Below are 22204 nucleotides of genomic sequence, written 5' to 3'. Positions count from 1 at the left end.
CGCGGCCGGCGCGTTGTCGCCGCGCCCCTGCTCGCCAGTGCGGATGTGGGCGAAGGCCCTGCCCGCCAGTGCGGATGTCGGCGAGAACGGCCCTCGGCGCCTACATCCGCACTGGCGAAGCGCCAGGTAGCGCCAGGTAGCGCCAGGTAGCGCCAGGAAGCGCCAGGAAGCGCCAAAGTGCCGCCAGGTAGCGCCTCACTCAGTCCTGCAGCAGCCGCCACACCCGGTCGCGGGTGAACGGCTGGTGGTACGGTCGCCGCCCGATCGCGCGCGCGATCGCGTTGCCGATCGCCGGCGCGACGGGGTTGTACGGCGACTCGCTCATCGACTTGGCTCCGAACGGCCCGAGATCGTCGGCGGTGTCCGCGAAGTACACCTCGGTGTCGGGGATGTCGACCGACTGCGGCACGCGGTAGGTGCGGAACATGGGGTTCTGCACAAGGCCGTCCTCGACGATGACCTGCTCGTAGAGCGCCCCTCCGACGCCCTGCGCGACGCCGCCCTCGATCTGCCCGCGGCACTGCGCCGGGTTCATGACGAATCCGGCGTCGGCGGCGTGCACGTTCTGCAGGATGCGCACCGCGCCCGTCTCGGGGTCGACCGCCACCCGCGCGGCGTGCACGTCGAACGCGAGCGACCGGTGCTCGCCGAGCTCCGCACCCGTGGCCGACAGCTCGCCGAGGCGGTCGAACGGCACGACGCCGTCCGGGGTGCGGATGCCCTCCGGTCCGTATGCGCAGTCAGCGGGGGACGCGCCGACCTGCGCGGCCGCCGTCTCGACCATCCGCTCGCGCAGCGCGAGGCATGCCGCGTGCAGCGCCTTGCCTGCGACGGTCGTCCCGGCCGACGCGAAGGCTCCCGTGTCGTGGTCGACGAGAGCGGTGTCGGCGTGCGCGATGACGATGCGATCCATCCCGACGTCGAAGACGCTCGCTGCGATCTGCCGCTGCACGGTCGTCGTGCCGTTCCCGAACTCCGCCGTCCCCGTCCGCAGCGCGAAGACGCCGTCGGCGCGCAGCGTCGCCGTCGTGTGCGCGATATGGCCGAACGGCGCCATCGTCGCGATCATGCCCGCGGCCATCCCCTCGCCCACGAGCCAGCCCTCCGGTGCCTCGACGCCGTTGCCCCGTCGCAGCGCGCTCTCCGCGAGGTCGAGGCACTGGTCGAATCCGTAGCTGCCCCACACGAGGTCGTGCTCGATCTCGCCCGTCGCGGTGCGCAGCGGATCGCCCTCGCGGATGCCGTTGAGCCGCCGCAGCGCGAACGGGTCCATGCCGATGCGCTCGGCGAGCAGGTCCATGGCCGATTCGATGCCGAGCATGACCTGGCCGAGCCCGTAGCCGCGGAACGCGCCCGATGGCGGGTTGTTCGTGTACACGACCTCCGCATCGACGCGGAAGACGGGTGTGTTGTACACCGTCACCGACTCGGACACCGAGTGGAAGAGCACACCCAGCGCGTGATTGCCGTAGGCGCCCGTGTCGCTCAGCACGTCGAGCTTCACGGCCGTGAGACGGCCGCTCTCGTCTGCGCCGAGGTCGACCGACACCCGCATGGGATGGCGCACCGACGCGCGCAGGAACTCGTCAGTCCGCGAGAACTCGTAGGCGACCGGCCGGCCGGTGCGCAGCACGGCCAGGGCGACGAGGTCCTCCGCGAAGATCTCCTGCTTGCCGCCGAAGCCGCCGCCGACGCGCGGGGCGAAGACGCGCACGCTCTCCCGCGGGAGAGCGAAGAGCCGCGCGAGCTCATCGCGTGCGAGGAACGGCACCTGCGTCGACGAGCGGATGGTCAGCACGTCGCCGTCCATCCATCCCACCGCCCCGTGCGTCTCGAGCTGTGCGTGCGACGTTCGCGAGGTGCGCCACGTGCCCGACACCGTGACGGCGCTCGCCGCGAGCGCCGCGTCGACGTCGCCGCCGCGTCCCGTGTGCACGGCGCCCACGATGTTGCGGTCGGCGTCGAGCACGCGATCATCGGGCGTGCGCCCCGGGTGGATGGTCGGGGCGCCGGCCGTGCGCGCGTCCTCCGGATCGAAGACGGCGGGGAGGGGCTCGTACACGACCTCGACGAGCCGGCAGGCCCGGTCCGCGGCGACGGCGTCCTCCGCGACGACGGCGACGACGCGCTGTCCGATGTGCCGCACCACGTCGTCGAGCATCCGCGTGTCGTCGGGGTCGTCCGTGCGGTGCTCGTGTCGCCCCGTCGAGTACCGGATGTCGGGCACGTCGAGGTGGGTCAGCACGGCCACGACGCCGGGGACGGCCTCGGCCGCGGCCGTGTCGATAGACACGACGCGCGCATGCGCGTGCGGCGACGCCACGACGCGCAGCACAAGCGCGCCATCCGGGACCTCGTCGAACGTGTACGGCTCGATGCCCTGCACGATGCGGCGCGCGGGCTCGGGCACGACGGAGGCGCCGACGCCGGAGGGCGCCGCCGCGTCGGACGGCCGCCGACCGGTCTCGCGCACGGGGCCGAGCGTCGAGGCGATCGCCTCGCGGATGGGGCGGTACCCGGTGCACCGGCAGAGGTTGCCCTTGAGCAGCCGGTCGAGATCGTGCTCGTCGCCCTCGTGCAGGCATGATGCCGTGACGCTCATGCCCGGCGTGCAGAAGCCGCACTGGAAGCCGAAGCCCGTCGCGAGCGCGTCCTGCACGGGGTGGAGATCGTCGCCCGGTGCGAGGCCCGCTGCCGTCGTGACCGTGCTGCCGTCGACGCGCATGGCGGGGATGAGGCAGGAATGCACGGGCTCGCCGTCGAGCACGACGCCGCAGGCGCCGCAGTCGCCCGCGTCGCAGCCCTTCTTCACTTCGGTGTGCCCGTGCTCGCGCAGCAGGGTGCGCAGGCACTGCCCCGGTCGCGGGTCGATCTCGATCGGCTCGCCGTTGACGACGAGGCTCATGCGCCTGCTCCTTCCGCGAGGGCCGCGCGGCAGCGCTCCGCGAGCACCGCCGTCACGCCGCGACGCCAATCGGCCGAGCCGAGCGGATCGGTGTACCAGCCGTCGGCCGCGTCGACTGCCGCGGTGAGCTCGTCGGTCCCCGGGAGGGCTGCCCACCGCAGCACGACGGGGCGCTCGACGGCGGCCGTGAGAGCGAACACCGCCGTGCCGTCCTCGTCGACTCGGCTCGTCACGACCGCGCCGGAGCGGCCGAGCTCGGCCAGCGCTACCTTGCGCAGCGCCGTGCGGGAGCGCAGGGCGCGGTCGGGGATGTCGATCGCACGGATGATCTCTCCCGTCGCGAGCGTGTTCGCGCCGTTCCCCGCGGGGACGGCGGCGACGGGCATCCTGCGCTCGCCGCCGCCGGGCGTCCACACGACCGCCTCCGCGTCGAGGGCCGCTCCGAGCGAGATCATGGCGCCCGCGGCATACGACTGGGCGATGTTGCCGCCCACCGTCGCGGTGTTCCAGATCTTGAAGGACATCAGGAGCGCGTTCGCCGCCTCGACGAAGAGCGGGAGGGCGGTCCATCCCGGCACGCCCCGCTCAGCGAAGGCGACGAGGCGCGCGATGCTGCAGGTCGCGCCGATCCGCAGCCCGGTGTCCGTCTGCTCGAGATCGGGCCATCCGAGCGTCGTGAGGTCGACGAGCCCCGAGACGTGCGGGTGCGGGTCGCTGAAGAGCAGCGTGCCGCCCGCGAGCGGAGCCTCTCCGGGAGCCAGCACCAGGTCGGCGCGCGACCGCGCGCGCCGGTAGCTCTCGACGGCGGTCAGATCCACCTCGCCCCCACCTCCGTCCGGTTCCTCTCGCCCTGCTTCTCCTCGCCGAGCTTCTCCTCGCCGAGCTTCTCCTCGCCGAGCTTCTCCTCGCCCAACGGACATCCGTTGGAGCAGCGCACACCGGATTCCGCCTCATCTGGTGTGCTTTCGGCAAACGGATATCCGCTGGGCGAGAGGGGGGCAGCGGACGCGGAGAGCGATGCGAGTGTCAGGCGGGTCATGCGCGCTCCGCCAGCGTGCGCGATGCGACGGCGACGCGCTCCGCGAGCCGCTGCTCGTCGGCCGTCACGACCGTGTCGTCCTCCACGACCGTCCGGCCGCCGACGAGCAGACGCCGCAGCGGCGGCAGCGCCCCGAGTCCGAGCGCCGCGACGGGGTCGAGGATGCCGGCGTGCTCCACGCCGCCCGTCCACCAGACGGCGATGTCGGCGAGCTTGCCGACCTCGAGCGATCCGATCTCGTCTTGCCGGCCGAGCACGCGGGCCCCGCCGGCCGTGGCCATCCGCAGGCCGTCGCGCACGGAGAGCGAGTCGGCGCCCGTGCGCAGGCGGCCCATCAGCACGGCCTCGCGGATCTCCACGCCGAGCTGGCCCGACTCGTTCGACGCCGCGCCGTCGACGCCGAGGCCGACCGGCACGCCCGCGTCGAGCATCGCACGGACGGGCGCGATCCCCGCGGCGAGGCGGGCGTTCGACGACGGGCAGTGCGCGACGCCGGTCCCCGTCGCGGCGTAGCGCGCGATGGCCGGGGCGTCGAGGCGCACGGCGTGCGCCATCCAGACGTCGTCGCCGAGCCATCCGAGGCTCTCGAGATATGCCGTCGGCGACATGCCGAAGTGCTCGGCGCAGTAGGCGTCCTCCTCCGCCGTCTCCGACGCGTGCGTGTGCAGCCGCACGTCGAGCGAGCGCGCCAGCACGGCGGCCTCCCGCAGCAGGTCGGCCGTGACGGAGAACGGCGAGCACGGCGCGATCGCGATGCGCACGGCGGAGTCGGCGGATGCGTCGTGCCAGCGCTCGACCGCGTCGTGCGAGGCGCGGAGGGCCGCGTCGGTCGTCTCGACGGCGAAGTCGGGCGGCAGGCCGCCCTGCGAGGCGCCCAGGTCCATCGAGCCGCGCGTCGCGTGCAGGCGCACGCCGATCTCGGCCGCCGCCTCGACGAGCCCGCCCACGATGTCTCCCGAACCCTGGGGGAACACGTAGTGGTGGTCGCCCACCGTCGTGCACCCCGACCGCGCGAGCACCGCCATCCCGCCGGCTGCGCCCTCGCGCGTGAGATCGGCGTCGATGCGCGCCCAGAGCGGGTAGAGCGTCGTGAGCCAGTCGAAGAGGATGGCGTCCTGCGCGTATCCCCGCGTGAGCCACTGGTAGAGGTGGTTGTGGGTGTTGACGAGTCCCGGCGTCACGAGGCAGCCGGAGGCGTCCACGATCGTCGCGTCTTCGCGCAGCGCGGCGGGGGCGGGACCCTGGCCGACGGCGGCGATGCGGCCGTCCTCGATGACGACGTGCCCCGTGCGGTGCTCGGTTCCTGCGGCGTCGACCGTGGCGATGTAGCCGCCCTCGATGACGGTGGTGCTCATGTGGTGCTCCTGCGGGTGGGGGAGGGATTCCGTCCCCGCCCTGGCTCGGGATGGCCATGGTGATAGGACACGCGTTGCGCCGATCCTAGGTCGGCCGTGTTTCGTCGATGCGTCGCGCGCATGCCTCGGCGACGGGCCGATCGCGGTGGATGGGTCCGCCGAGCGCGCGGAGCGGCCGGCCCGTCCCGCCGTGGCGCGCGGCCAGGATCTCGGCGACGATCGAGACGGCGGTCTCCTCGGGCGTCGAGCCGCCGAGGTCGAGGCCGAGCGGGGAGCGCAGTCGGGCGAGGTCGTCGTCGGCGACGCCCTCCTCGCGCAGCAGCTCTGCGCGACGCGCGACGGTGGTGCGGGCGCCGAGGGCGCCGACGAACCCGATGGGCAGGTCCAGGGCGACGCGGATGGCCGGCACGTCGAGGCGCGTGTCGTGCGTGAGCACGCACACGGCGGTGCGCGGGTCGAGGTCGGCACGACGGGCGAGGTGCTCGTGCGGCAGCGCGACGACGAGCTCGTCGGCGTCGGGGAAGCGCTCCCGCGTGACGAGGAGCTCCCACGGGTCGACGACCGTCACGGCGAAGCCCGCGGCGGAGGCGATGCGGCACAGCGCCGCCGCGTGCTCGGTCGCGCCGGCGAGCACGAGCCGTGGACGTGGTGCGCGGGAGACGACGAGGACGGGCTCGGGGCCTGAGACGACGCGCGTCTCGGCGAGCAGCGCCGCCGCGTCGAATCCGGCAGGGTCGGCGAGGTCGCCGGCGTCGACGAGCCGTCCGTCGGCGAGCGCGATGCCCACGGAGACCGCCTCGCCGTCGGCAGCCCGCCGCAGCGCGTCGACGGAGCGGATGTCCGCCGGGTCGACGACGTACGCGATGACGTCGACCTGGCCGCCGCACGCGAGGCCCGCGGCGTGGGCGGTGTCGTCGTCGAATCCGAAGCGCGCCGTGCGGGCGACGCCGTCGGCGAGCACGGCGTGCGCGAGCACGACGGCGTCGCCCTCGACGCAGCCGCCCGAGATCGATCCGATGACCTCGCCGTGGGTGGTGACGGCCATCGACGCCCCGAGCCCCCTCGGGGCGCTGCGCGCGACGCGGGTGACCGTGACCACCGCGACCCGCGCACCGGATCGGATCCGGGCGAGCAGGGGAGCGGCGAGGTCGAGCATGCCGCCACGCTAGCCCCGCCATGTTTCACGCGCGAGACATCCGGGATGCGAGCTGGGATGGCGCCGCGCGGGGAGTGAGGGCGCCTCGCGCCGGTGGGTGGTTTCGTCCGCTTTCCGGATGGCGGAGCGGTCGGAGCCGCCCACGCGCTGACCGCGACCGCCGACGGGCGGGTCGGTACGGTCGGAGGATGACAGGGTTCTGCGGGATCGTGCTCGCGGCGGGTGCCGGCTCGCGCTTCGGCGGGCCCAAGGCGCTCGCGCACGGAGCGGATGGCGTGCCCTGGCTCGTGCGCGTCGTCTCGGTGCTCCGCGCGGGCGGCTGCGACCGGGTCGTCGTCGTGCTCGGCGCGCGTGCCGAGGAGGCGCTCCCGCTCGTCCCGGACGGCACCGAGGCGGTCGTCGCCGCAGACTGGGCCGAGGGGATGGCCGCATCGCTTCGCGCGGGCCTCGCCGCCGCCGATGGAGCGGACGCCGTCGTCGTCGCGACCGTCGACATCCCCGATCTGCCGGCAGCCGCCGTCGAGCGCCTGCGCGCCGCCAGCCCGAGGCCGAGCGACGCGCTGGCGCAGGCCGTCTACGCGGGCCGCCCCGGCCATCCCGTCGTCATCGGGGCGTCGCACCGGGAGGCTCTCGCCGCATCGCTGACCGGCGACCGAGGCGCGCGCCCCTTCCTCGTGGCGCACGGCGTGCACGAGGTGGAGTGCGGCGATCTCTGGTCAGGGGAGGACGTCGACCGACGCTGACCGCCGGCGGACATGTCGCAGGAGATACGCGCCCCCGGTAGGTCGCAGGCGCGGGATGGCGGGTGAGTCGGTAGGGCCGCGCGGCCGGATCTCCTGCGTCGTGTCCGGGGTCCGCCCGCCGCGACCGCCTACGTGCGGATGACGACGTTGACCGGCTCCTCGCCGCGTGCGAGGCGCTCGGCCTGACCGGCGACGAGCTTCGCGATGCGGGGGCGCATGGCTTCCGTGTTGCCGCCGACATGCGGCGACACGAAGACCCCGTCGAGCGACCAGAGCGGATGGTCCGCCGGCAGCGGCTCCGGGTCGAAGACGTCGCTCGCCACGCGGATGCGCCCTCGCCGCACATGCTCGACGAGCGCGTCGGTGTCCACCGTGGGCCCGCGGCCGACGTTGACGAGCAGCGCGCCGTCGGGCAGCAGCGACAGCACGCGGTCGTCGATGAGGTGGTGGGTCTCGGGGCCTCCCGGCAGCACGTTGACGAGGATGTCGGCGTCGGGCAGCAGCGCGGGCAGCTCGTCGAGCGCGTGGACGCGGCGGCCGTCCTCGTCGCGCGCCCGCGAGGCGACGGCCACGAGATCGACCTCGAAGGGGGCGAGCCGCTCGGCGATCGCCTTCGCCACCCCGCCGTAGCCGAGCATGACGATGCGCCGGTCGGCGAGGCCGACGGCGCGGAAGTTGTCCCACACGCCGTCGTCCTGGTTGCGGGTCATCCGGTCGAGCCCGCGCTGGGCGACGAGCAGCAGCCCGACCGTGAGCTCGGCCGTCGCGGTCTCGTGCACGCCCGTCGCGTTGGCGTACGCTGAGCCGGCGGGAAGGCGCTCCTCGACCCCCTCGTAGCCGATCGCCTGCCCCTGCACGAGCCGGCACGCGAGCTCTGGCAGCCGGGCGAGCATCCGACCCTGGCGCATGTACGGCGGCACGACGATGTCGATGCGGTCGCGGGGCGGGGCGTCCTGCCCGTCCCAGAGCACGAGCTCGACGTCGAGCGCCGGGTCGAGGAGCCCCCGCACGTCGTCGAGGAGCTGTTCGGTGGGCACGGAGACCGTCAGCGCTGTCACGCGTTCGAGGCTACCCGGCGCGCTTCTCGTCAAACGGATATCCGATTGACGAGCGCACATCCGATGTCGGCGTATCCGGTGTGTGCTCGGCAGGCGCATGGGCTTTCGGCTGCTGGGTCGAGTGCGGGATGGTCGGGCTCCGCCGACCGCCAGGATGGCGCGACCACTACCGCCCCGCACCACGACGAAGCCCCCGGCATGTGCCGGGGGCTTCGTCGTCGCGTCTCAGGCCGCCTGCGCGACGACCGCGGAGATGGCCGACTGGAAGAACGTGAGGCCATCGACTCCCGAGCGCATGGCGGCCGGCGTCGCGGGGCCGAAGCCGGGCTCGACGGCGTGCTCGGGGTGCGGCATGAGACCCACGACGTTGCCGCGCTCGTTGACGAGGCCCGCGATGTCGTTGAGGGAGCCGTTGGGGTTCACACCGAGGTAGCGGAAGGCCACCTGGCCCTCGCCCTCGATGCGCTTGAGCGTCTCGTCGTCGGCGATGTATCCGCCGTCGGCGTTCTTCAGCGGGATGACGATCTCGGCGCCCTTGTCGAAGCCGTTCGTCCACGCGGTGTCGGCGTTCTCGACGCGCAGGCGCTGGTCGCGGCGGATGAACTGCTGATGGGCGTTGCGGATGAGCCCGCCCGGCAGCAGGTGCGCCTCGACGAGCATCTGGAAGCCGTTGCAGATGCCGAGGACGGGCACGCCCTTGGCCGCGGCGTCCTTCACCTCCGACATGATCGGCGCGAGCGCCGCGATCGCGCCGGCGCGCAGGTAGTCGCCGTAGGAGAAGCCGCCGGGCAGGATGACGGCGTCGACGCCCTGCAGGTCGTGGGAACCGTGCCAGAGGGCGACGGGCTCGCCGCCGGCGACGCGCACGGCGCGCTGCGCGTCGCGGTCGTCGAGCGAGCCGGGGAACGTGATGACGCCGATGCGGGCGGTCATTCGACGACCGCCACGTTCACGACGTCCTCGATGACGGCGTTCGAGAGGATCTCATCCGCGATCGCCTTCGCCTCGGCGAGCACCTCGTCGGTGACCTCGCCGTCGACGGTCAGCTCGATGCGCTTGCCGATGCGCACGTTCTGGAAGGCGCCGTGCCCGAGCCGGGCGAGCGATCCGGTGACCGCCTTGCCCTGCGGGTCCAGCAGCTCGGCCTTGGGCATGACGTCGACGACGATGGTGGGCATGAGATGAGCTCCGGATGTCGCGGGAGGGGGATCGCGACCATTCTAGTCGGCGCGCGTCCCCCGCCCGCCCGGCTCAGCGTCCGACCGCGTACCCCTGCGCGCCGCGCGGGTTGGCTGCCGCGCCGAGGATGCCCGTGGCGGGGTCGCGCGTGACGGCCGAGAGCCGCCCGAGCGCCCAGTCTCCGGCGCGCGTCACGACGTGGCCGCGCCGCTCGAGCCCCGAGATGACGTCGTTGCCGAGCCGGTCCTCGACGATCGCCCCGCCCGGGGTCCCCGTCCGGGGCCAGAACGATCCCGGGAACGACGTCGTGTGGAAGGCGGGCGCGTCGATCGCCTGCTGCGGCGACCATCCTCCGGCGAGCACCCTCAGCAGGAACAGCAGCTGCCACTGGTCCTGCTGGTCGCCGCCCGGCGATCCCAGCGCCATCACGGGCTCGGCGTCGCGCAGCACGAGAGTCGGCGTGAGCGTCGTGCGCGGACGGTCGCCCGGCCGCAGCGCCGTCGGCGAGTCCTCGTCGAGCCACGTCATCTGCAGCCTCGTGCCGAGGCAGAACCCGAGCCCGGGGATGGTGGGCGACGACTGCAGCCATCCGCCCGACGGCGTCGCCGAGACGATGTTCCCCCACTGGTCCACGACGTCGATGTGGCACGTGTCGCCGCGGGCGACGCCGTCGCGACCGGTGGGCAGCTCGCTCGTCACGCGCACCGTCGGCTCCCCTACGCCTGCGGCCGTCGTCGTGTGCGTGCGAAGCGGGGGGATGGTCGGGGCGGGTCGACCCGGCACGGCTCCTGGGAGCAGGGCGCGCGACGCCTGCTCGCCGATGAGGGCGCGTCGTTCCCGTGCATATTCCTCGGAAAGCATGTGGTCGAGCTCGACGGGAGAGAGGCCTTCGCCGTACCAGGCCTCGCGGTCGGCGAGCGCGAGCTTCTGCGCCTCCAGGATCGTGTGCGCTCCGAGCTCCGTCGACGGATCGAGCTGCGCGTCGTCGAGGCCGTCGAGGATGGCGAGGGACTGGAGGAGCGCGGGTCCCTGGCCCCACGCACCCGTCTTCGCGATGGTGTACCCGCGGAACCGCGCCGTGGCCGGCGGCTCGTACGACGCCTCGAAGTCGGCGAGGTCGGCCGCGGTCAGCACCCCCGCGTGGTCCCGTCCGTCGGAGTGCCGGTGCGGCGTGCTGATGAAGCCCTCGACCGCCCGGCCGACGACGTCGCGCCATCGCGCTCGGGCGGCGTCGATGCGCGCTCCGCGGTCGGCGCCCGTCGCGGCCGCGACGACGTCGTCGAGCACGTCGGCGTAGACGGGGTTGCCGACGAGATCGCCCGGCCGGGGGAGGCTGCCGCCCGGCATCCACCGGGCGGCGGATGTCGGCCAGTGGTCGCGGAAGAGCTCCGCGACGCCGCGGATGGTCGACACGACGTTCCGCAGCATGGGGTGGCCGTCACGCGCATAGCCGATGGCGTACGCGAGCACATCGCCGAGCTCCCACGTGCCGTGGTCGCGGAGCAGCAGGAGCCAGGCGTCGACGGCCCCCGGCACCGTGGCTGCCAGAGCACCTGCGCCGGGGACGAGATCGAGGCCCTCGGCGCGGTAGTGCTCGATCGTCGCACCCGCAGGGGCGGGGCCCTGGCCGACGAGCACGCGCGGGGCCGATCCCGCCGTGGCGAAGATCGCGACGACGTCGCCGCCCGGCCCGTTGAGATGGGGCTCCACGACGTGGAGGACGAACGCGCCGGCGACGACGGCGTCGAAGGCGTTGCCGCCGCGCTCGAGCACGGCCTGCGCGACCGTCGACACCGTGCCGTGCGTCGACGCGGCCATCCCGAACGTGCCGGTGAGGTCGGGGCGGGTCGTGAAGGCGGGGGGAGCGGTGAACGGCATCCCGCCAGCCTGTCATCCGAAGGATGACTTGACGAGCGTGAGAGCGCTCCCATATAGTCCCGTGTCAGGCCGTGGGAGCGCTCTCACATGGCCATCCCGCACCCACCACAAAGGAGTGACTGTGTCCACTCGTGCCCTCCGCCGCGGCGCCGCCGCGGTCAGCGCCCTCGCGATCGGCGGCCTCGCGCTCGCCGGCTGCTCCGGATCGGACGACGCCGCCCAGCCGGCGGATCCGGATGCCCCCGTCGAGATCACGATCTCGACCTTCAACGACTTCGGCTACACCGACGAGCTCCTCCAGGAGTACATGGACGAGCACCCGAACGTGACGATCGTCCACAACAAGGCCGCCACGTCGAACGACGCCCGCGCGAACTTCTTCCAGAAGCTCGGCAACACCGGCCTCGCCGACATCGAGGCCGTCGAGATCGACTGGTTCTCGGAGATGATGCAGTACGCCGACCTGCTCGCTCCCGTCCCCGCCGACCTCGAGGGGCGGTGGCTCGACTGGAAGGAGGCCGCCGCGACGGACGCGGACGGCAACCTCGTCGCCTACGGCACCGACATCGGCCCCCAGGCGGTCTGCTACCGCGAGGACCTCTTCGAGTCGGCCGGCCTCCCCGCCGACCCCGCCGAGGTCGCCGGGCTCTTCACGACGTGGGACGACTTCTTCACGGTCGGCCAGGAGTACGTCGACACGACGGGCACGCCCTTCATCGACTCCGCGAACTCCGTCCTGCAGGGGCTCATGAACCAGATCGAGGTCACCTACGAGGAGGCCGACGGCACGGTCGTCGCCACCGAGAACCCCGACGTGCAGGAGGCGTACGAGACCGTCGTCGAGAAGGCCGTCCCGATCGCGGCCTACGCCGGTCAGTGGAGCGAGGACTGGTACGCCTCGATGGCGAACGGCGAGTTCGCCGCCATGCTCTGCCCCGGATGGATGCACGGCATCATCGCGGGCGAGGCTCCCGACGTCGACGGCTGGAACATCGCCGACGTCTTCCCCGGTGGCGGCGGCAACTGGGGCGGCTCCTACCTCGTGATCCCGGCGAACGGCGAGAACGTCGCCGCCGCGCAGGAGCTCGCCGACTGGCTGACGTCCCCTGAGACGCAGATCGAGGCGTTCGTCAACGCCGGGACGTTCCCGAGCCAGCCTGACGCGTACGAGAGCGCCGACCTCACCGGCTTCACGAACCCCTACTTCAACGACGCGCCGACGGGCGAGATCGGCATCGAGCGCGCCGAGGCGGTCACCGTCTCCCCCGTCAAGGGGCCGAAGTACTTCCAGTTCCACGATGCGCTGCAGAACGCCGTGACGCGGGTGTTCGACGGCATCGAGGACGAGCAGACCAGCTGGGACACCTGGGTCGCCGAGGTCTCGGCCTTCTGATCCGAGGGGGTGCGGGCGGCTCCGCCGCCCGCACCCCGCCTCATTCACCGACCATCCACATCGAGGGAACGCCGTGACCGTCACCGCCACCCGCCCGACGCGCGCCGAATCGCCGCCGGAGCGGCCCATCCGAGTGCTCTCGTTCTCGCAGCGGCTCAGCCGCTGGGACGTGAGGATCTCGCCCTACCTGTACATCTCGCCGTTCTTCCTGCTGTTCGCGATCGTCGGCCTGTTCCCCATCGTGTACACGGGCGTGATCTCGTTCATGGACTGGGACCAGGTGCGCCGCTCGGGAGAGTTCGTCGGCCTCGACCAGTACGCCTGGATCCTCTCCCAGCCGAAGTTCTGGACGGCGCTCGGCAACACGTTCAGCATCTTCCTGCTCTCGAGCGTGCCGCAGCTCGTGCTCGCGCTCTTCATCGCCGCGATGCTCGACCGGCACATCCGCGCCAAGACCTTCTGGCGTATGAGCGCCCTGCTGCCCTACGTCGTCGCACCCGTCGCGGTCGGCCTCATCTTCAACGCCCTGTTCGCCGACAAGTCCGGCGCGATCAACGGCTTCCTCACCGCCATCGGCATCGGCGCCATCCCCTGGCACGTCGAGCCGTTCTGGAGCCATGTCGCGATCGCGACGATGGTCAACTACCGGTGGACGGGCTACAACGCCCTCATCCTGCTCGCCGCCATGCAGGCCATCCCGCGCGACTACTACGAGGCGGCCACGGTCGACGGCGCCGGCGCCTTCCGGCAGTTCCTGAGCATCACCCTGCCGTCGCTCAAGCCGACGCTCATCTTCGTCATCATCACCTCGACGATCGGCGGACTGCAGATCTTCGACGAGCCCCGCATGTTCGACCAGTTCGGCCGCGGCGGCTCGGCGCAGCAGTGGCTCACGATCACCCTCTACCTGTACGACATCGGGTGGGGCGACTGGAACTTCGGCCGTGCCGCCGCCATGGCGTGGATCCTGTTCCTCATCATCCTGGCCATCGGCCTCATCAACCTGCTCGTCACCCGCTCGCTCGTGCGCGACGAGGGCTCGCGCGGGGCGCCCGTCTCGCGCCGCGAACGACGAGCGATCCAGCGAGCCCGTATCCAGCGCGCCCGTACCCAGGCAACGGAGGCCCGCCGATGACCGCCACATCCGCCGTCGTCCTGAAGGACGCGCCGAGGCGCCTGCGGACGACCCGCATCCGCGGCGCGCGGCCGGGCTTCTGGGTCTACGCCGGCCTCGCCGTCGTGCTGGTCGCCAGCCTCTTCCCGCTGTACTTCTCGTTCCTCATCGGGTCAGGCGATTCGTCGACCCTGCGCGATCCCGCACGATCGTGGATCCCCGGCGGGAACTTCATCGCGAACGCGCTCAGCGTCGTAAACGACCCCGCCGTGAACTTCTGGCGCGCCCTGTGGAACTCGGTGTGGAGCTCGACCGTCATCGCGGTGAGCATCGTCGTGTTCTCCACCCTCGCCGGCTGGGCGTTCGCGAAGCTGCGCTTCCGCGGCGGCAAGGTGCTGCTCTCCTTCGTCGTGGCGACGATGGCGGTGCCGCAGCAGCTCGGCGTCGTGCCGCTCTACATCCTGTTCGGCGAGATCGGTTGGACCGGGCAGATCGGCGCGATCATCATCCCGGCCCTGACGAGCGCGTTCGGAGTGTTCTGGATGACGCAGTACCTGCAGCAGGCCGTCCCCGACGAGCTCATCGAGGCCGCGCGGATGGACGGCGCGTCCATGATCCGCACGTTCTGGACGGTCGGGGTCACGGCTGCGCGCCCTGCCGCGGCGATGCTGTTCCTGTTCACCTTCGTGACGGCGTGGAACAACTTCTTCTGGCCGTTCATCGTGCTCGACCGGCAGAACCCGACGCTGCCCGTCGCCCTGTCGCTCCTGCAGTCGAACTACTTCGTCGACTACTCGATCGTGCTCGCCGGTGTCGTGCTGGCGACCCTTCCCCTGCTGCTGCTCTTCGCCGTGGCCGGCAAGCAGCTCGTGAGCGGCATCATGGCCGGGGCGGTGAAGGGATGACCGCGCGCGCCTTCCCCGACGGATTCCTGTTCGGCGCCGCGACGGCCGCGTACCAGATCGAGGGCGCCGCCTTCGAGGACGGCCGCACCGCGTCGATCTGGGATGCCTTCGCGCGCGTCCCCGGCGCCGTCATCGACGGCGACACGGGCGACGTGGCCTGCGATCACTATCACCGGTATGCCGACGACGTCGCGCTCATGAAGGGGCTCGGGATCCAGACGTACCGCTTCTCGACCTCGTGGTCGCGGGTCCGGCCCGACGGAGGCGCCGTCAACCGGAAGGGCATCGACTTCTACAGCCGGCTCGTCGACGAGCTGCTCGACGCGGGCATCCTGCCGTGGCTGACGCTGTACCACTGGGACCTGCCCCAGGCGCTCGAGGAAAAGGGCGGATGGACCTCGCGCGACACCGTGGAGCGCTTCGTCGAGTACGCCGGAACGATGCACGACGCGCTCGGCGACCGGGTGACGCAGTGGACGACGCTCAACGAGCCGTGGTGCTCGTCGTTCCTCTCCTACACCGCCGGCGCCCACGCGCCGGGTCGGCAGAGCGTGCGCGACGGCCTCCTCGCCGCGCATCACCTGCTGCTCGCGCACGGCAGCGCCGTGCAGGAGCTGCGCGGGCGGGGAGCGCAGGAGCTCGGCCTCACGCTGAACCTCACGAACGCCGAGGCGGTCGACCCCGACGACTCCGCCGACGTCGACGCCGCGCGGCGCATCGACGGCCAGTTCAACCGGTGGTTCCTCGACCCCGTGTTCCGCGCGACGTACCCCGGCGACATCGTGGAGGACATCCGAGCCGTCGACGCAGAGGCGGTCGCCGCGTTCGAAGGGGCGGTGCGCGACGGCGATCTCGCGACGATCTCCACGCCGCTGGAGTTCCTCGGCGTGAACTACTACCACGGCGAGTACGTCTCGGGTCGGCCGTCCCCCGTCCCCGTTCCGGGCGGGGACGCGCCCACCGACCGCGTCATCCTCTCGCCGTACCCCTCGCACGATGCCATCCACTGGCACGAGCGCGGGCTCGAGCGGACCAACATGGGATGGGAGATCGAGCCGGCGGGGCTCACGCGGCTGCTGCGGCGCGTCGCGGACGAGTACGTCGGCGCGACGCCGCTGTACGTCACGGAGAACGGCGCGGCGGGCGACGACGCGCTCGTGGACGGCGTGGTCGCCGACGACCAGCGCGTGGCGTTCGTGCGCGACCACATCGCGGCCATCCGCGACGCCCTCGACGAGGGGGTGGACGTGCGCGGCTACTTCTACTGGTCTCTGCTCGACAACTACGAGTGGGCGTGGGGCTATGCGAAGCGGTTCGGCATCGTGCACGTCGACTACGCGACACAGCGGCGCACCGTGAAGGAGTCGGGGAGGGCGTACGCGCGGATCATCGCGGCGCGGGCGGTCTGAGCGGGCCGGGGCCGGGGTGTCCGGCTCGGGCGTCGCCGCGATTCGCGGCGACTGGGGTGGGTGTCGCCTCGTTTCGCGGTGACACCTGTGCGGGGTGAGGTCGGTGGGTTCCGGTTTCGCCGCGATTCGCGGCGACTGGGGTGGGTGTCGCCTCGTTTCGCGGTGACACCTGTGCGGGGTGAGGTCGGTGGGTTCCGGTTTCGCCGCGATTCGCGGCGACCGAGGTGGGTTTCGCCCCGATTCGCGGCGACCGCGGCGACGCCCGCGCCACGCCGCACAGCGGGATGCGAGATGATGTCGGCACGAGGAGAAGGAGCCTGCCGATGAGCGCGGATGCCGTCGCGGGGCGAAGCCCGGCCACGCTGGAGCAGGTCGCCGCACGCGCGGGCGTGTCGCGGTCGACCGTGTCGCGCGTCGTCAACGGCGGCAACCGGGTGAGCCCCGAGGCGCTCGAGTCCGTGCAGCGGGCGATCGCCGAGCTGCGCTACGTGCCCAACCGGGCTGCCCGCTCGCTCGCGAGCCGGCAGACGCAGGCGATCGCGCTCGTCGTGCCGGAGGACACCACGCGGTTCTTCGGCGACCCGTTCTTCGCGGCGATCGTGACGGGCATCAACCGCCGGCTGTCGCGCTCCGACCACATGCTGAATCTCATCATCGCGTCGGACGATCCGGGCGACAAGGCGTCGACGTTCCTCGCGGGCGGCAACGTCGACGGCGCGCTCGTCGTCTCGCATCACACGAGCGACACCTACATCGACCGCATCTCGGCGTCGGTGCCGGTGGTCTTCGGCGGGCGGCCGGCGCGTGAGCGCGTCGACGACTACTTCGTCGACGTCGACAACGTCGCCGCAGGACGCGTCGCGACCGAGTACCTCCTGAGCCGCGGGCACCGCCGCATCGGCACCATCACGGGGCCGCCCGACATGCCCGCGGGCGTCGACCGTCTGACGGGTTTCCGCGATGCGCTCGCAGAGGCGGGCATCGCACCGGGGCCCGTGGCCGACGGCGACTTCACGGCGGTCGGCGGAGCCGCCGCCATGCGCCGCATCCTCGCGCGCGTGGAGGCGGGGGAGGAACCGTGGCCCGACGCGCTCTTCGTGGCGAGCGACCTGATGGCGCGCGGCGCCCTCGAGGTGCTCGCGCGGGCGGGGCGGCGGGTCCCGCACGACCTCGCGATCATCGGCTTCGACGACTCGCCCGTCGCGACGAGCGTGTCGCCCCCGCTCACGACCATCCGCCAGCCCTCGCTCGAGCAGGGGGAGGCGATGGCGGACGTCCTGCTCGCGCGCCTCGCGGGGCGCACGCCGCCGCGCGTGACGATCCTCCCCGCTGAGCTCGTGGTGCGCGACAGCGCGTAGCGGATGTCCGCGGCGGCGGGCATCCTGTCGGCATGGCGATCGAGGTGCGGGCGGCGACGGATTTCGCCGATGTGACGACGCTGGTCGGCCCCAGACGGCCGGATGCCAATGTGTGCTGGTGCCTCAGCCACCGGCTGCCCGCGTCCCGCAACACGGCGCTGCGCGGGCCCGAACGTGCGGCCCTCGTCGAGGCGATGTGCCGATCGGCGCTCCCGCCCGGCGTGCTCGCGTACGACGACGGCGAGCCGGTCGGATAGGCCGGCGTCGCGCCGCGCGCCGACACGCAGTTCGCCCGCAGCCGCACGATCCCGCGGGTCGACGGCCCCGATCCGTGGGCGGTGTGGTGCCTGAGGGTGCGTCCGGGGTTCCGTGGCAGGGGCATCCTGCGCCCCCTGCTGGATGGAGCGGTCGCGTTCGCGCGGGAGCGCGGAGCCGAGGCGGTCGAGGGCTACCCCGTCGACAACCGCGGCGCGAAGGTCGACCTCACGATGGCTTTCGTCGGCTTCCGGTCGCTGTTCGAGGAGGCGGGATTCGTCAAGGTCTCCGACACGTCGTCGGTGTCGGGCGGCATCCCGCGCGTGCTGATGCGGCGCGAGCTGATCATGCGGCGACCTCGGCACGGAGCAGGTTGAGCCACGGGTCGTCGAACTCGAGGGTGCGCCCGTCGTCGCGCACGGGAGTCCCGAAGTGGTCGAGCCGCTCCCTGAGAGCGCCCAGGGCGTCGGCGTCGGGCAGTGCGAGGTCGACGCGGCCGAGGCCGAGCGCGGGCATCCGCGGGCCGGCGCCGCGCGAGTTCCAGACGTTCATGGCCATGTGGTGGTGGTAACCGCCGGCGCTCACGAACAGCGCCTGGCCTCCGAGTACGGCCGTCTGATCGAAGCCGAGGCGGTCGACGTAGAAGGCGCGCGCGGTGGCGGTGTCGCCGACGGAGAGGTGCACATGGCCGACGACGGCCGCCGCGTCACGGCCGGCATCCTCGTCGTCCGCGAGGTGGTCGTGCAGGAACGCGTTCGGGTCGAGGAAGAGCGATGCCATCTCGATCTGGCCGTGGGTCCACGACCACTGCGAGCGGGCGCGGTCCCAGTAGAGCTCGACGCCGTTGCCCTCGGGGTCGGTCAGATAGAAGGCCTGGCTGACGAGGTGGTCGGCGCTGCCCGTGAAGGTGTGCGGGGCGCGCAGGGCGACCGAGTGCAGCGCGGCGGCGAGCGCGGCCTGCGTCTCGAAGAGGATGGCCGTGTGGAAGAGCCCGGCCGCGCCGGGGAGCGCGTGGCGGAGCTCGGGCGCGTGCTCCAGGACGACGACGGCGCGACCGCGGCGGCCCAGGACGACGCGATCGCCGTCGGCCGACAGCACCTGGAGCGTGATGACGTCGCGGTAGAACCGGGTCATGTCGTCGAGGTCGCCGACGCGCAGCGTGACGGCGCCCATCGCGGTGTCAGGAGCAAGGGTCGGAGCAGTCATGTGAAGTTTCAACGAAACCGATCGCCTATCGATTCCCTGTGAGCGCCGCGCTACCGTGAAACGCATGCCGGTGCTCATCTCGCTCGCCATGCTCGCGTTCTCGGTCGTGACGCTCATCGACATCATCACGCGCGAGGAGGGGCAGGTGAAGCATCTGCCGAAGTTCGGCTGGGTGCTCATCGCGATCCTCATCCCGCTGCTGGGAGGGATCCTGTGGTGGGCGATCGGGCGCGAGTATCCCGAGCGCGCTCCGCGGGCGGCGGCCACCGGCTACCCGGCTGCGCCGTTCGTGCCGAAGCCCGTCGACACGCGCACGACCGAGCAGCAGCTCGCCGATCTCGACCGCGAGATCGAGGCGGAGCGCCTGCGCGCCGAGATCGCCCGCCGCAAGCGCGAGCGCGGCGAGGCGTGAGGCGTCCCGCCCGTCGCCTCAGCCCGTCGCGACGATCTCGGCCTTGAAGCCTCCCGGGCTCGCGATCCAGCCGGCGTAGTGATCGGGGCCGCCCGCGTGCGGATAGCGCTCCGAGTACAGCGGCGTCCACCCGTGCGCGGTGGCCGCGGCGATCACGCCGTCGACGTCGTCCGTCGTGCCGCCCTCGAACGCGAGGTGGTTGAGGCCCGGCCGCCGGCGGTCGTGCAGGTGCCCCACGAGGTTGGGCGACTCCGTGAAGGTGAGGTACGCCCCGTCGGCGGCGAACGTGAAGCCGCCCTCCCACGTGCCGTCGAGCGACCAGCCGAGGCGCTCGAGCAGCCACGCCCACTCCTCGCGGGCGGTCTCCGCGTCCGCCACCCAGATCTCCACGTGATGCAGGCCGGCCATGCCGCCATCCAAGCACGCGGGCGCGACACTGGACAGATGGACACCGACCGGTACGAGTTCTCGCCCGACCCGGCGCGCATCGACGGCGACTGGGTGCACGCGACCCTGCGCGACCACGCCTACTGGGCGGAGGGGCGTTCGCGGGCCGATCAGGACGCCGCGAACGCCGCGTCCCGCTGCTTCGGCGTCTACCGCCGCGCGGACGGCGGCCAGGTTGCGTTCGCACGTGTCATCACGGACGGCGTCACGTTCGGATGGGTCGCCGACGTCGTCGTCGCGCCGGAGGTCAGGGGGCAGGGCATCGGGAAGGCCCTCGTCGCGGCGATCGCCGCCCAGCTCGACGCCCTCGGCGTGCGACGCTCGCTGCTCATCACGCGGGACGCGCACGCGCTCTACTCCCGAAACGGCTGGGTGCCTGTGGAACCCCCGGAGAACTGGATGCTGCGTCCTCGCGGCTGAACGGACTCGTCCAGTCCCGGCGCGTCAGCCCGCTCGTCAGCCGAACAGCAGCGGCGCGCCCCACACCCCGAACCACGTGACGGCCGTCGACAGCAGCACGACGCCGGCCGTCGCCGCGATGCCGGCGAGAGGAACGCCGCCGCCGGCGAGCCGCTGGCCGCGGAGGGCGACGGATGGCCCGCCCGGCGTCGCGCGGTCGTCGCGGTATCGCTCGGTGCGCGCCGCGAACCGGCGGTGCAGCTCCTCCGCGAGCACGAGCACAGCCGCCATCGTGTCGGGGCGGTCGAACCGCGTGCGGTGCGGCAGATAGACGAAGAGCCGGTCGCCCGACAGCTCGATCTCCGCGGACGAGCCGAGATCGAGCACCCGTGCCATCAGATCGGGCGTGAAGATGTAGAGCGCGTCCTCCTGATACCCCTCCGGTGCGAACAGGAGGAAGCGCTTCGCGAATCCCCCTTCGAGCTCGAGCCGGGCGTTCCCGAGACCGAACCCGAGCGACGGGATGATGCTGCGCCCGCGGTTGCGCAGCACGATGTTCGGCACGCGGCGCGGCAGGGGCAGCTCGACGAACGCGAACGGGCGCTGCACCGTCGCCGCCTCGTCGCGTCCGCGAGGCAGCGAGAAGTGCCGTCCGAGCTCGAACGGCAGCCGCGGGTCGTCGCTCGCCACCACGGCGCGCTCGCGCCCCCGCAGCACGCGGGTGAACGCCGAGCCCGGCCGGCGCGTGTGCTCGAGCACGTCGGCGTACGCCCATCCGTTCGCCCACGCGAAGGAGGCGAGCTTCACGCGCCGGCCGAGCTCCGTCGTCCACCAGATGAACGCCCACGCGCCGAGCGCGGCGTAGCCCACGACGACGACCGCGATGACGGGAGCCTGCGCGAGGAGCCCCGAGACGGACGCCGCCCACACGCCGGCTGCGACGGCGACGGTCGCGGCGGCCATCCCCGTCGCGACGGCCGCCAGGCGGCGGTGCCACGGGACTGCGCAGAGCCGCTCGTAGGAGCCGATGTCGCGGAGCCCCGCCGGCCGGCGGAGCGGGTCGAGGTCGACCGCTACCGCGTCCACGCCAGCGTCGCCCACGGTCCCTCGCGCTTCTCCGAGAGCGCCGCACCGAGGTCGAGCGCCGTCGAGCTGCCGAGCTTCTCGAACGTCTTGTCGGTGAGGTTGCCGTCGCTCCAGTGCATGACGCGGCCGACGGTGTAGCTCAGGCCGAACTCCGCCCACGACCCGAACGCGGGCCGCGCCGCGTCGTTGACACGGCGGATGATCGTGCGCGCCTCGTCGACGTCGCCGTACCCGATGTGCACGCCCCACGTCGTGAGGGCGACGGCCTGGCCGAACGCGTAGCCGTCGAAGGACGTCGCGATGACATCGGCGGGCACGGCGCCCTTGCCCGCGGTCTTGCGGGTCTCGTGCTCGATCGACTCGACCGCGGCGACGAAGGTCTTCGCCGTGCGCTTGTCGCCGCCGGCCTCGATGATGCCCGCCACCCACTCCTTCGTCCGGGGTGGGCGCCCGAGCGACCGCGCGAGCTCGGCGCGCACGCCGAGCAGGCTCACCCACAGGTCGCGGCGGCGCCGGTCTTCGACGAGCCGCTCGATGTTCGCGAGCCAGTCGTCGCGCGAGTGGATGCCCCACTGGTCGACGAGCTGCTTCCGCTCGCGGTCGGTGAGCCCCGACGCCGTGGGGTCGTTCCAGGGACCGGAGGGAAGGTTGTGGATCTGCAGGAACCCCAGCGCGATCTCGTTCGCCTCGGTTCCCGTCGTCGGGTACGCGTCCGACGGCTTCACCTTCGCGTCAGGCAGCAGCCACAGCACGACGACGATGAGCACGATGACGCCGACCACGGCCCATGCCCACCACTGGCCGGCGAGCCAGCCGATGATCGAGCCGAGATCGTTGACGTCCACGCGGGCAGAGCGCAGCATGAGGTCCCCTCTAAGAATTGAACGAGTGTTCAGTGATTAATGTA

Annotated in this window: 20 protein-coding genes and 1 pseudogene; 9 read left to right on the top strand and 12 right to left on the bottom strand. The window is 72.4% G+C overall.

Translation table 11 applies throughout. From position 1 onward, the window contains the following. Nucleotides 1-199: 199 nt before the first annotated feature. The 4 genes from ABD998_RS06325 to ABD998_RS06310 form a co-directional block, all read right to left on the bottom strand. Nucleotides 200-2905 (bottom strand): molybdopterin-dependent oxidoreductase, encoded by a 2706-nt coding sequence (locus ABD998_RS06325; RefSeq protein ID WP_345437153.1) that lies wholly within the window; start codon nucleotides 2903-2905, stop codon nucleotides 200-202. After that, nucleotides 2902-3723, bottom strand: a complete 822-nt coding sequence (locus ABD998_RS06320; protein WP_345437151.1) for an FAD binding domain-containing protein — start codon at nucleotides 3721-3723, stop codon at nucleotides 2902-2904. Before ABD998_RS06320 ends, ABD998_RS06325 begins: the two co-directional genes overlap by 4 nt. A 217-nt stretch (nucleotides 3724-3940) precedes the next feature. Continuing rightward, on the bottom strand, nucleotides 3941-5299 hold the full coding sequence (locus ABD998_RS06315; protein WP_345437149.1) for an 8-oxoguanine deaminase: 1359 nt from the start codon (nucleotides 5297-5299) through the stop codon (nucleotides 3941-3943). Nucleotides 5300-5384: 85 nt separating this feature from the next. Then, nucleotides 5385-6455, bottom strand: a complete 1071-nt coding sequence (locus ABD998_RS06310; protein ID WP_345437147.1) for an XdhC family protein — start codon at nucleotides 6453-6455, stop codon at nucleotides 5385-5387. A gap of 188 nt (nucleotides 6456-6643) precedes the next feature. On the opposite strand from ABD998_RS06310, the gene ABD998_RS06305 reads away from it, so the two are divergent. Further along, a complete protein-coding gene (locus ABD998_RS06305) occupies nucleotides 6644-7198 on the top strand; it encodes a nucleotidyltransferase family protein (protein ID WP_345437145.1) in 555 nt (184 codons plus the stop codon). Nucleotides 7199-7326: 128 nt separating this feature from the next. Here the strand turns inward: ABD998_RS06305 and ABD998_RS06300 are convergent, their stop codons facing one another. The 4 genes from ABD998_RS06300 to ABD998_RS06285 all read right to left on the bottom strand — a co-directional run bounded on the left by ABD998_RS06300 (nucleotide 7327) and on the right by ABD998_RS06285 (nucleotide 11313). Continuing rightward, the gene (locus tag ABD998_RS06300; protein WP_345437143.1) at nucleotides 7327-8256 is read right to left on the bottom strand and encodes a 2-hydroxyacid dehydrogenase; all 930 of its coding nucleotides are present in this window, start codon (nucleotides 8254-8256) and stop codon (nucleotides 7327-7329) included. 225 nt (nucleotides 8257-8481) lie between these two features. Continuing rightward, entirely contained in the window at nucleotides 8482-9189 is a 708-nt protein-coding gene (gene purQ / locus ABD998_RS06295) for a phosphoribosylformylglycinamidine synthase subunit PurQ (protein ID WP_345437141.1), read from the bottom strand. Next, complete coding sequence (gene purS / locus ABD998_RS06290; RefSeq protein WP_345437139.1) at nucleotides 9186-9434, bottom strand: phosphoribosylformylglycinamidine synthase subunit PurS; 249 nt, start codon at nucleotides 9432-9434, stop codon at nucleotides 9186-9188. Before purS ends, purQ begins: the two co-directional genes overlap by 4 nt. A gap of 73 nt (nucleotides 9435-9507) precedes the next feature. Continuing rightward, nucleotides 9508-11313 (bottom strand): gamma-glutamyltransferase family protein, encoded by a 1806-nt coding sequence (locus tag ABD998_RS06285; RefSeq protein WP_345437137.1) that lies wholly within the window; start codon nucleotides 11311-11313, stop codon nucleotides 9508-9510. A gap of 121 nt (nucleotides 11314-11434) precedes the next feature. Here ABD998_RS06285 and ABD998_RS06280 point away from each other — a divergent pair, with 121 nt between their 5' ends. From ABD998_RS06280 to ABD998_RS06255, 6 genes and pseudogenes are all read left to right on the top strand, one after another. Beyond that, the gene (locus ABD998_RS06280; protein ID WP_345437135.1) at nucleotides 11435-12706 is read left to right on the top strand and encodes an ABC transporter substrate-binding protein; all 1272 of its coding nucleotides are present in this window, start codon (nucleotides 11435-11437) and stop codon (nucleotides 12704-12706) included. Nucleotides 12707-12779: 73 nt separating this feature from the next. Beyond that, a complete protein-coding gene (locus tag ABD998_RS06275) occupies nucleotides 12780-13841 on the top strand; it encodes a carbohydrate ABC transporter permease (protein ID WP_425562951.1) in 1062 nt (353 codons plus the stop codon). Next, entirely contained in the window at nucleotides 13838-14725 is an 888-nt protein-coding gene (locus ABD998_RS06270; protein ID WP_345437133.1) for a carbohydrate ABC transporter permease, read from the top strand. Before ABD998_RS06275 ends, ABD998_RS06270 begins: the two co-directional genes overlap by 4 nt. After that, a complete protein-coding gene (locus tag ABD998_RS06265; RefSeq protein WP_345437131.1) occupies nucleotides 14722-16134 on the top strand; it encodes a GH1 family beta-glucosidase in 1413 nt (470 codons plus the stop codon). The genes ABD998_RS06270 and ABD998_RS06265 overlap by 4 nt, the downstream gene beginning before the upstream one ends. A 323-nt stretch (nucleotides 16135-16457) precedes the next feature. Then, the gene (locus tag ABD998_RS06260) at nucleotides 16458-17492 is read left to right on the top strand and encodes a LacI family DNA-binding transcriptional regulator (RefSeq protein WP_345437129.1); all 1035 of its coding nucleotides are present in this window, start codon (nucleotides 16458-16460) and stop codon (nucleotides 17490-17492) included. Nucleotides 17493-17524: 32 nt separating this feature from the next. Next, nucleotides 17525-18124: pseudogene (locus tag ABD998_RS06255) on the top strand (GNAT family N-acetyltransferase). On the opposite strand, the gene ABD998_RS06250 reads toward ABD998_RS06255, so the two are convergent. Next, on the bottom strand, nucleotides 18093-18953 hold the full coding sequence (locus ABD998_RS06250) for a VOC family protein (protein ID WP_345437127.1): 861 nt from the start codon (nucleotides 18951-18953) through the stop codon (nucleotides 18093-18095). The pseudogene ABD998_RS06255 and the gene ABD998_RS06250 sit on opposite strands and share 32 nt — an antisense overlap. A gap of 64 nt (nucleotides 18954-19017) precedes the next feature. Between ABD998_RS06250 and ABD998_RS06245 the strand changes: the two genes are divergently transcribed. Further along, nucleotides 19018-19365, top strand: a complete 348-nt coding sequence (locus tag ABD998_RS06245; protein WP_345437125.1) for a PLD nuclease N-terminal domain-containing protein — start codon at nucleotides 19018-19020, stop codon at nucleotides 19363-19365. Nucleotides 19366-19383: 18 nt separating this feature from the next. On the opposite strand, the gene ABD998_RS06240 is transcribed toward ABD998_RS06245, so the two are convergent. Beyond that, nucleotides 19384-19773, bottom strand: coding sequence for a VOC family protein (locus ABD998_RS06240; protein WP_345437122.1), 390 nt, complete (start codon nucleotides 19771-19773; stop codon nucleotides 19384-19386). A 36-nt stretch (nucleotides 19774-19809) separates the two neighbouring features. Between ABD998_RS06240 and ABD998_RS06235 the strand changes: the two genes are divergently transcribed. Continuing rightward, complete coding sequence (locus ABD998_RS06235) at nucleotides 19810-20232, top strand: GNAT family N-acetyltransferase (RefSeq protein ID WP_345437120.1); 423 nt, start codon at nucleotides 19810-19812, stop codon at nucleotides 20230-20232. A gap of 36 nt (nucleotides 20233-20268) precedes the next feature. Here ABD998_RS06235 and ABD998_RS06230 read toward each other — a convergent pair whose 3' ends face one another. Both ABD998_RS06230 and ABD998_RS06225 read right to left on the bottom strand, forming a co-directional pair. Beyond that, nucleotides 20269-21297: a hypothetical protein gene (locus ABD998_RS06230; RefSeq protein WP_345437119.1), complete on the bottom strand. Its 1029-nt coding sequence runs from the start codon at nucleotides 21295-21297 to the stop codon at nucleotides 20269-20271. Beyond that, nucleotides 21285-22160: a DUF1266 domain-containing protein gene (locus ABD998_RS06225; protein WP_345437117.1), complete on the bottom strand. Its 876-nt coding sequence runs from the start codon at nucleotides 22158-22160 to the stop codon at nucleotides 21285-21287. Before ABD998_RS06225 ends, ABD998_RS06230 begins: the two co-directional genes overlap by 13 nt. Nucleotides 22161-22204: the final 44 nt, after the last annotated feature.

This window comes from Microbacterium gilvum (genome assembly GCF_039543865.1).
Classification (GTDB): domain Bacteria; phylum Actinomycetota; class Actinomycetes; order Actinomycetales; family Microbacteriaceae; genus Microbacterium; species Microbacterium gilvum.
This window is presented reverse-complemented; position numbering and strand designations above follow the sequence as displayed.

Coding starts and splice junctions, on each gene's coding strand:
- ABD998_RS06310 (WP_345437147.1), bottom strand. CDS start 6,455: ATGCTCGACCTCGCCGCTCCCCTGCTCGCCCGGATCCGATCCGGTGCG.
- ABD998_RS06315 (WP_345437149.1), bottom strand. CDS start 5,299: ATGAGCACCACCGTCATCGAGGGCGGCTACATCGCCACGGTCGACGCC.
- ABD998_RS06260 (WP_345437129.1), top strand. CDS start 16,458: ATGAGCGCGGATGCCGTCGCGGGGCGAAGCCCGGCCACGCTGGAGCAG.
- ABD998_RS06240 (WP_345437122.1), bottom strand. CDS start 19,773: ATGGCCGGCCTGCATCACGTGGAGATCTGGGTGGCGGACGCGGAGACC.
- ABD998_RS06235 (WP_345437120.1), top strand. CDS start 19,810: ATGGACACCGACCGGTACGAGTTCTCGCCCGACCCGGCGCGCATCGAC.
- ABD998_RS06325 (WP_345437153.1), bottom strand. CDS start 2,905: ATGAGCCTCGTCGTCAACGGCGAGCCGATCGAGATCGACCCGCGACCG.
- ABD998_RS06245 (WP_345437125.1), top strand. CDS start 19,018: ATGCCGGTGCTCATCTCGCTCGCCATGCTCGCGTTCTCGGTCGTGACG.
- purQ (WP_345437141.1), bottom strand. CDS start 9,189: ATGACCGCCCGCATCGGCGTCATCACGTTCCCCGGCTCGCTCGACGAC.
- ABD998_RS06270 (WP_345437133.1), top strand. CDS start 13,838: ATGACCGCCACATCCGCCGTCGTCCTGAAGGACGCGCCGAGGCGCCTG.
- ABD998_RS06225 (WP_345437117.1), bottom strand. CDS start 22,160: ATGCTGCGCTCTGCCCGCGTGGACGTCAACGATCTCGGCTCGATCATC.
- ABD998_RS06250 (WP_345437127.1), bottom strand. CDS start 18,953: ATGACTGCTCCGACCCTTGCTCCTGACACCGCGATGGGCGCCGTCACG.
- purS (WP_345437139.1), bottom strand. CDS start 9,434: ATGCCCACCATCGTCGTCGACGTCATGCCCAAGGCCGAGCTGCTGGAC.
- ABD998_RS06305 (WP_345437145.1), top strand. CDS start 6,644: ATGACAGGGTTCTGCGGGATCGTGCTCGCGGCGGGTGCCGGCTCGCGC.
- ABD998_RS06285 (WP_345437137.1), bottom strand. CDS start 11,313: ATGCCGTTCACCGCTCCCCCCGCCTTCACGACCCGCCCCGACCTCACC.
- ABD998_RS06265 (WP_345437131.1), top strand. CDS start 14,722: ATGACCGCGCGCGCCTTCCCCGACGGATTCCTGTTCGGCGCCGCGACG.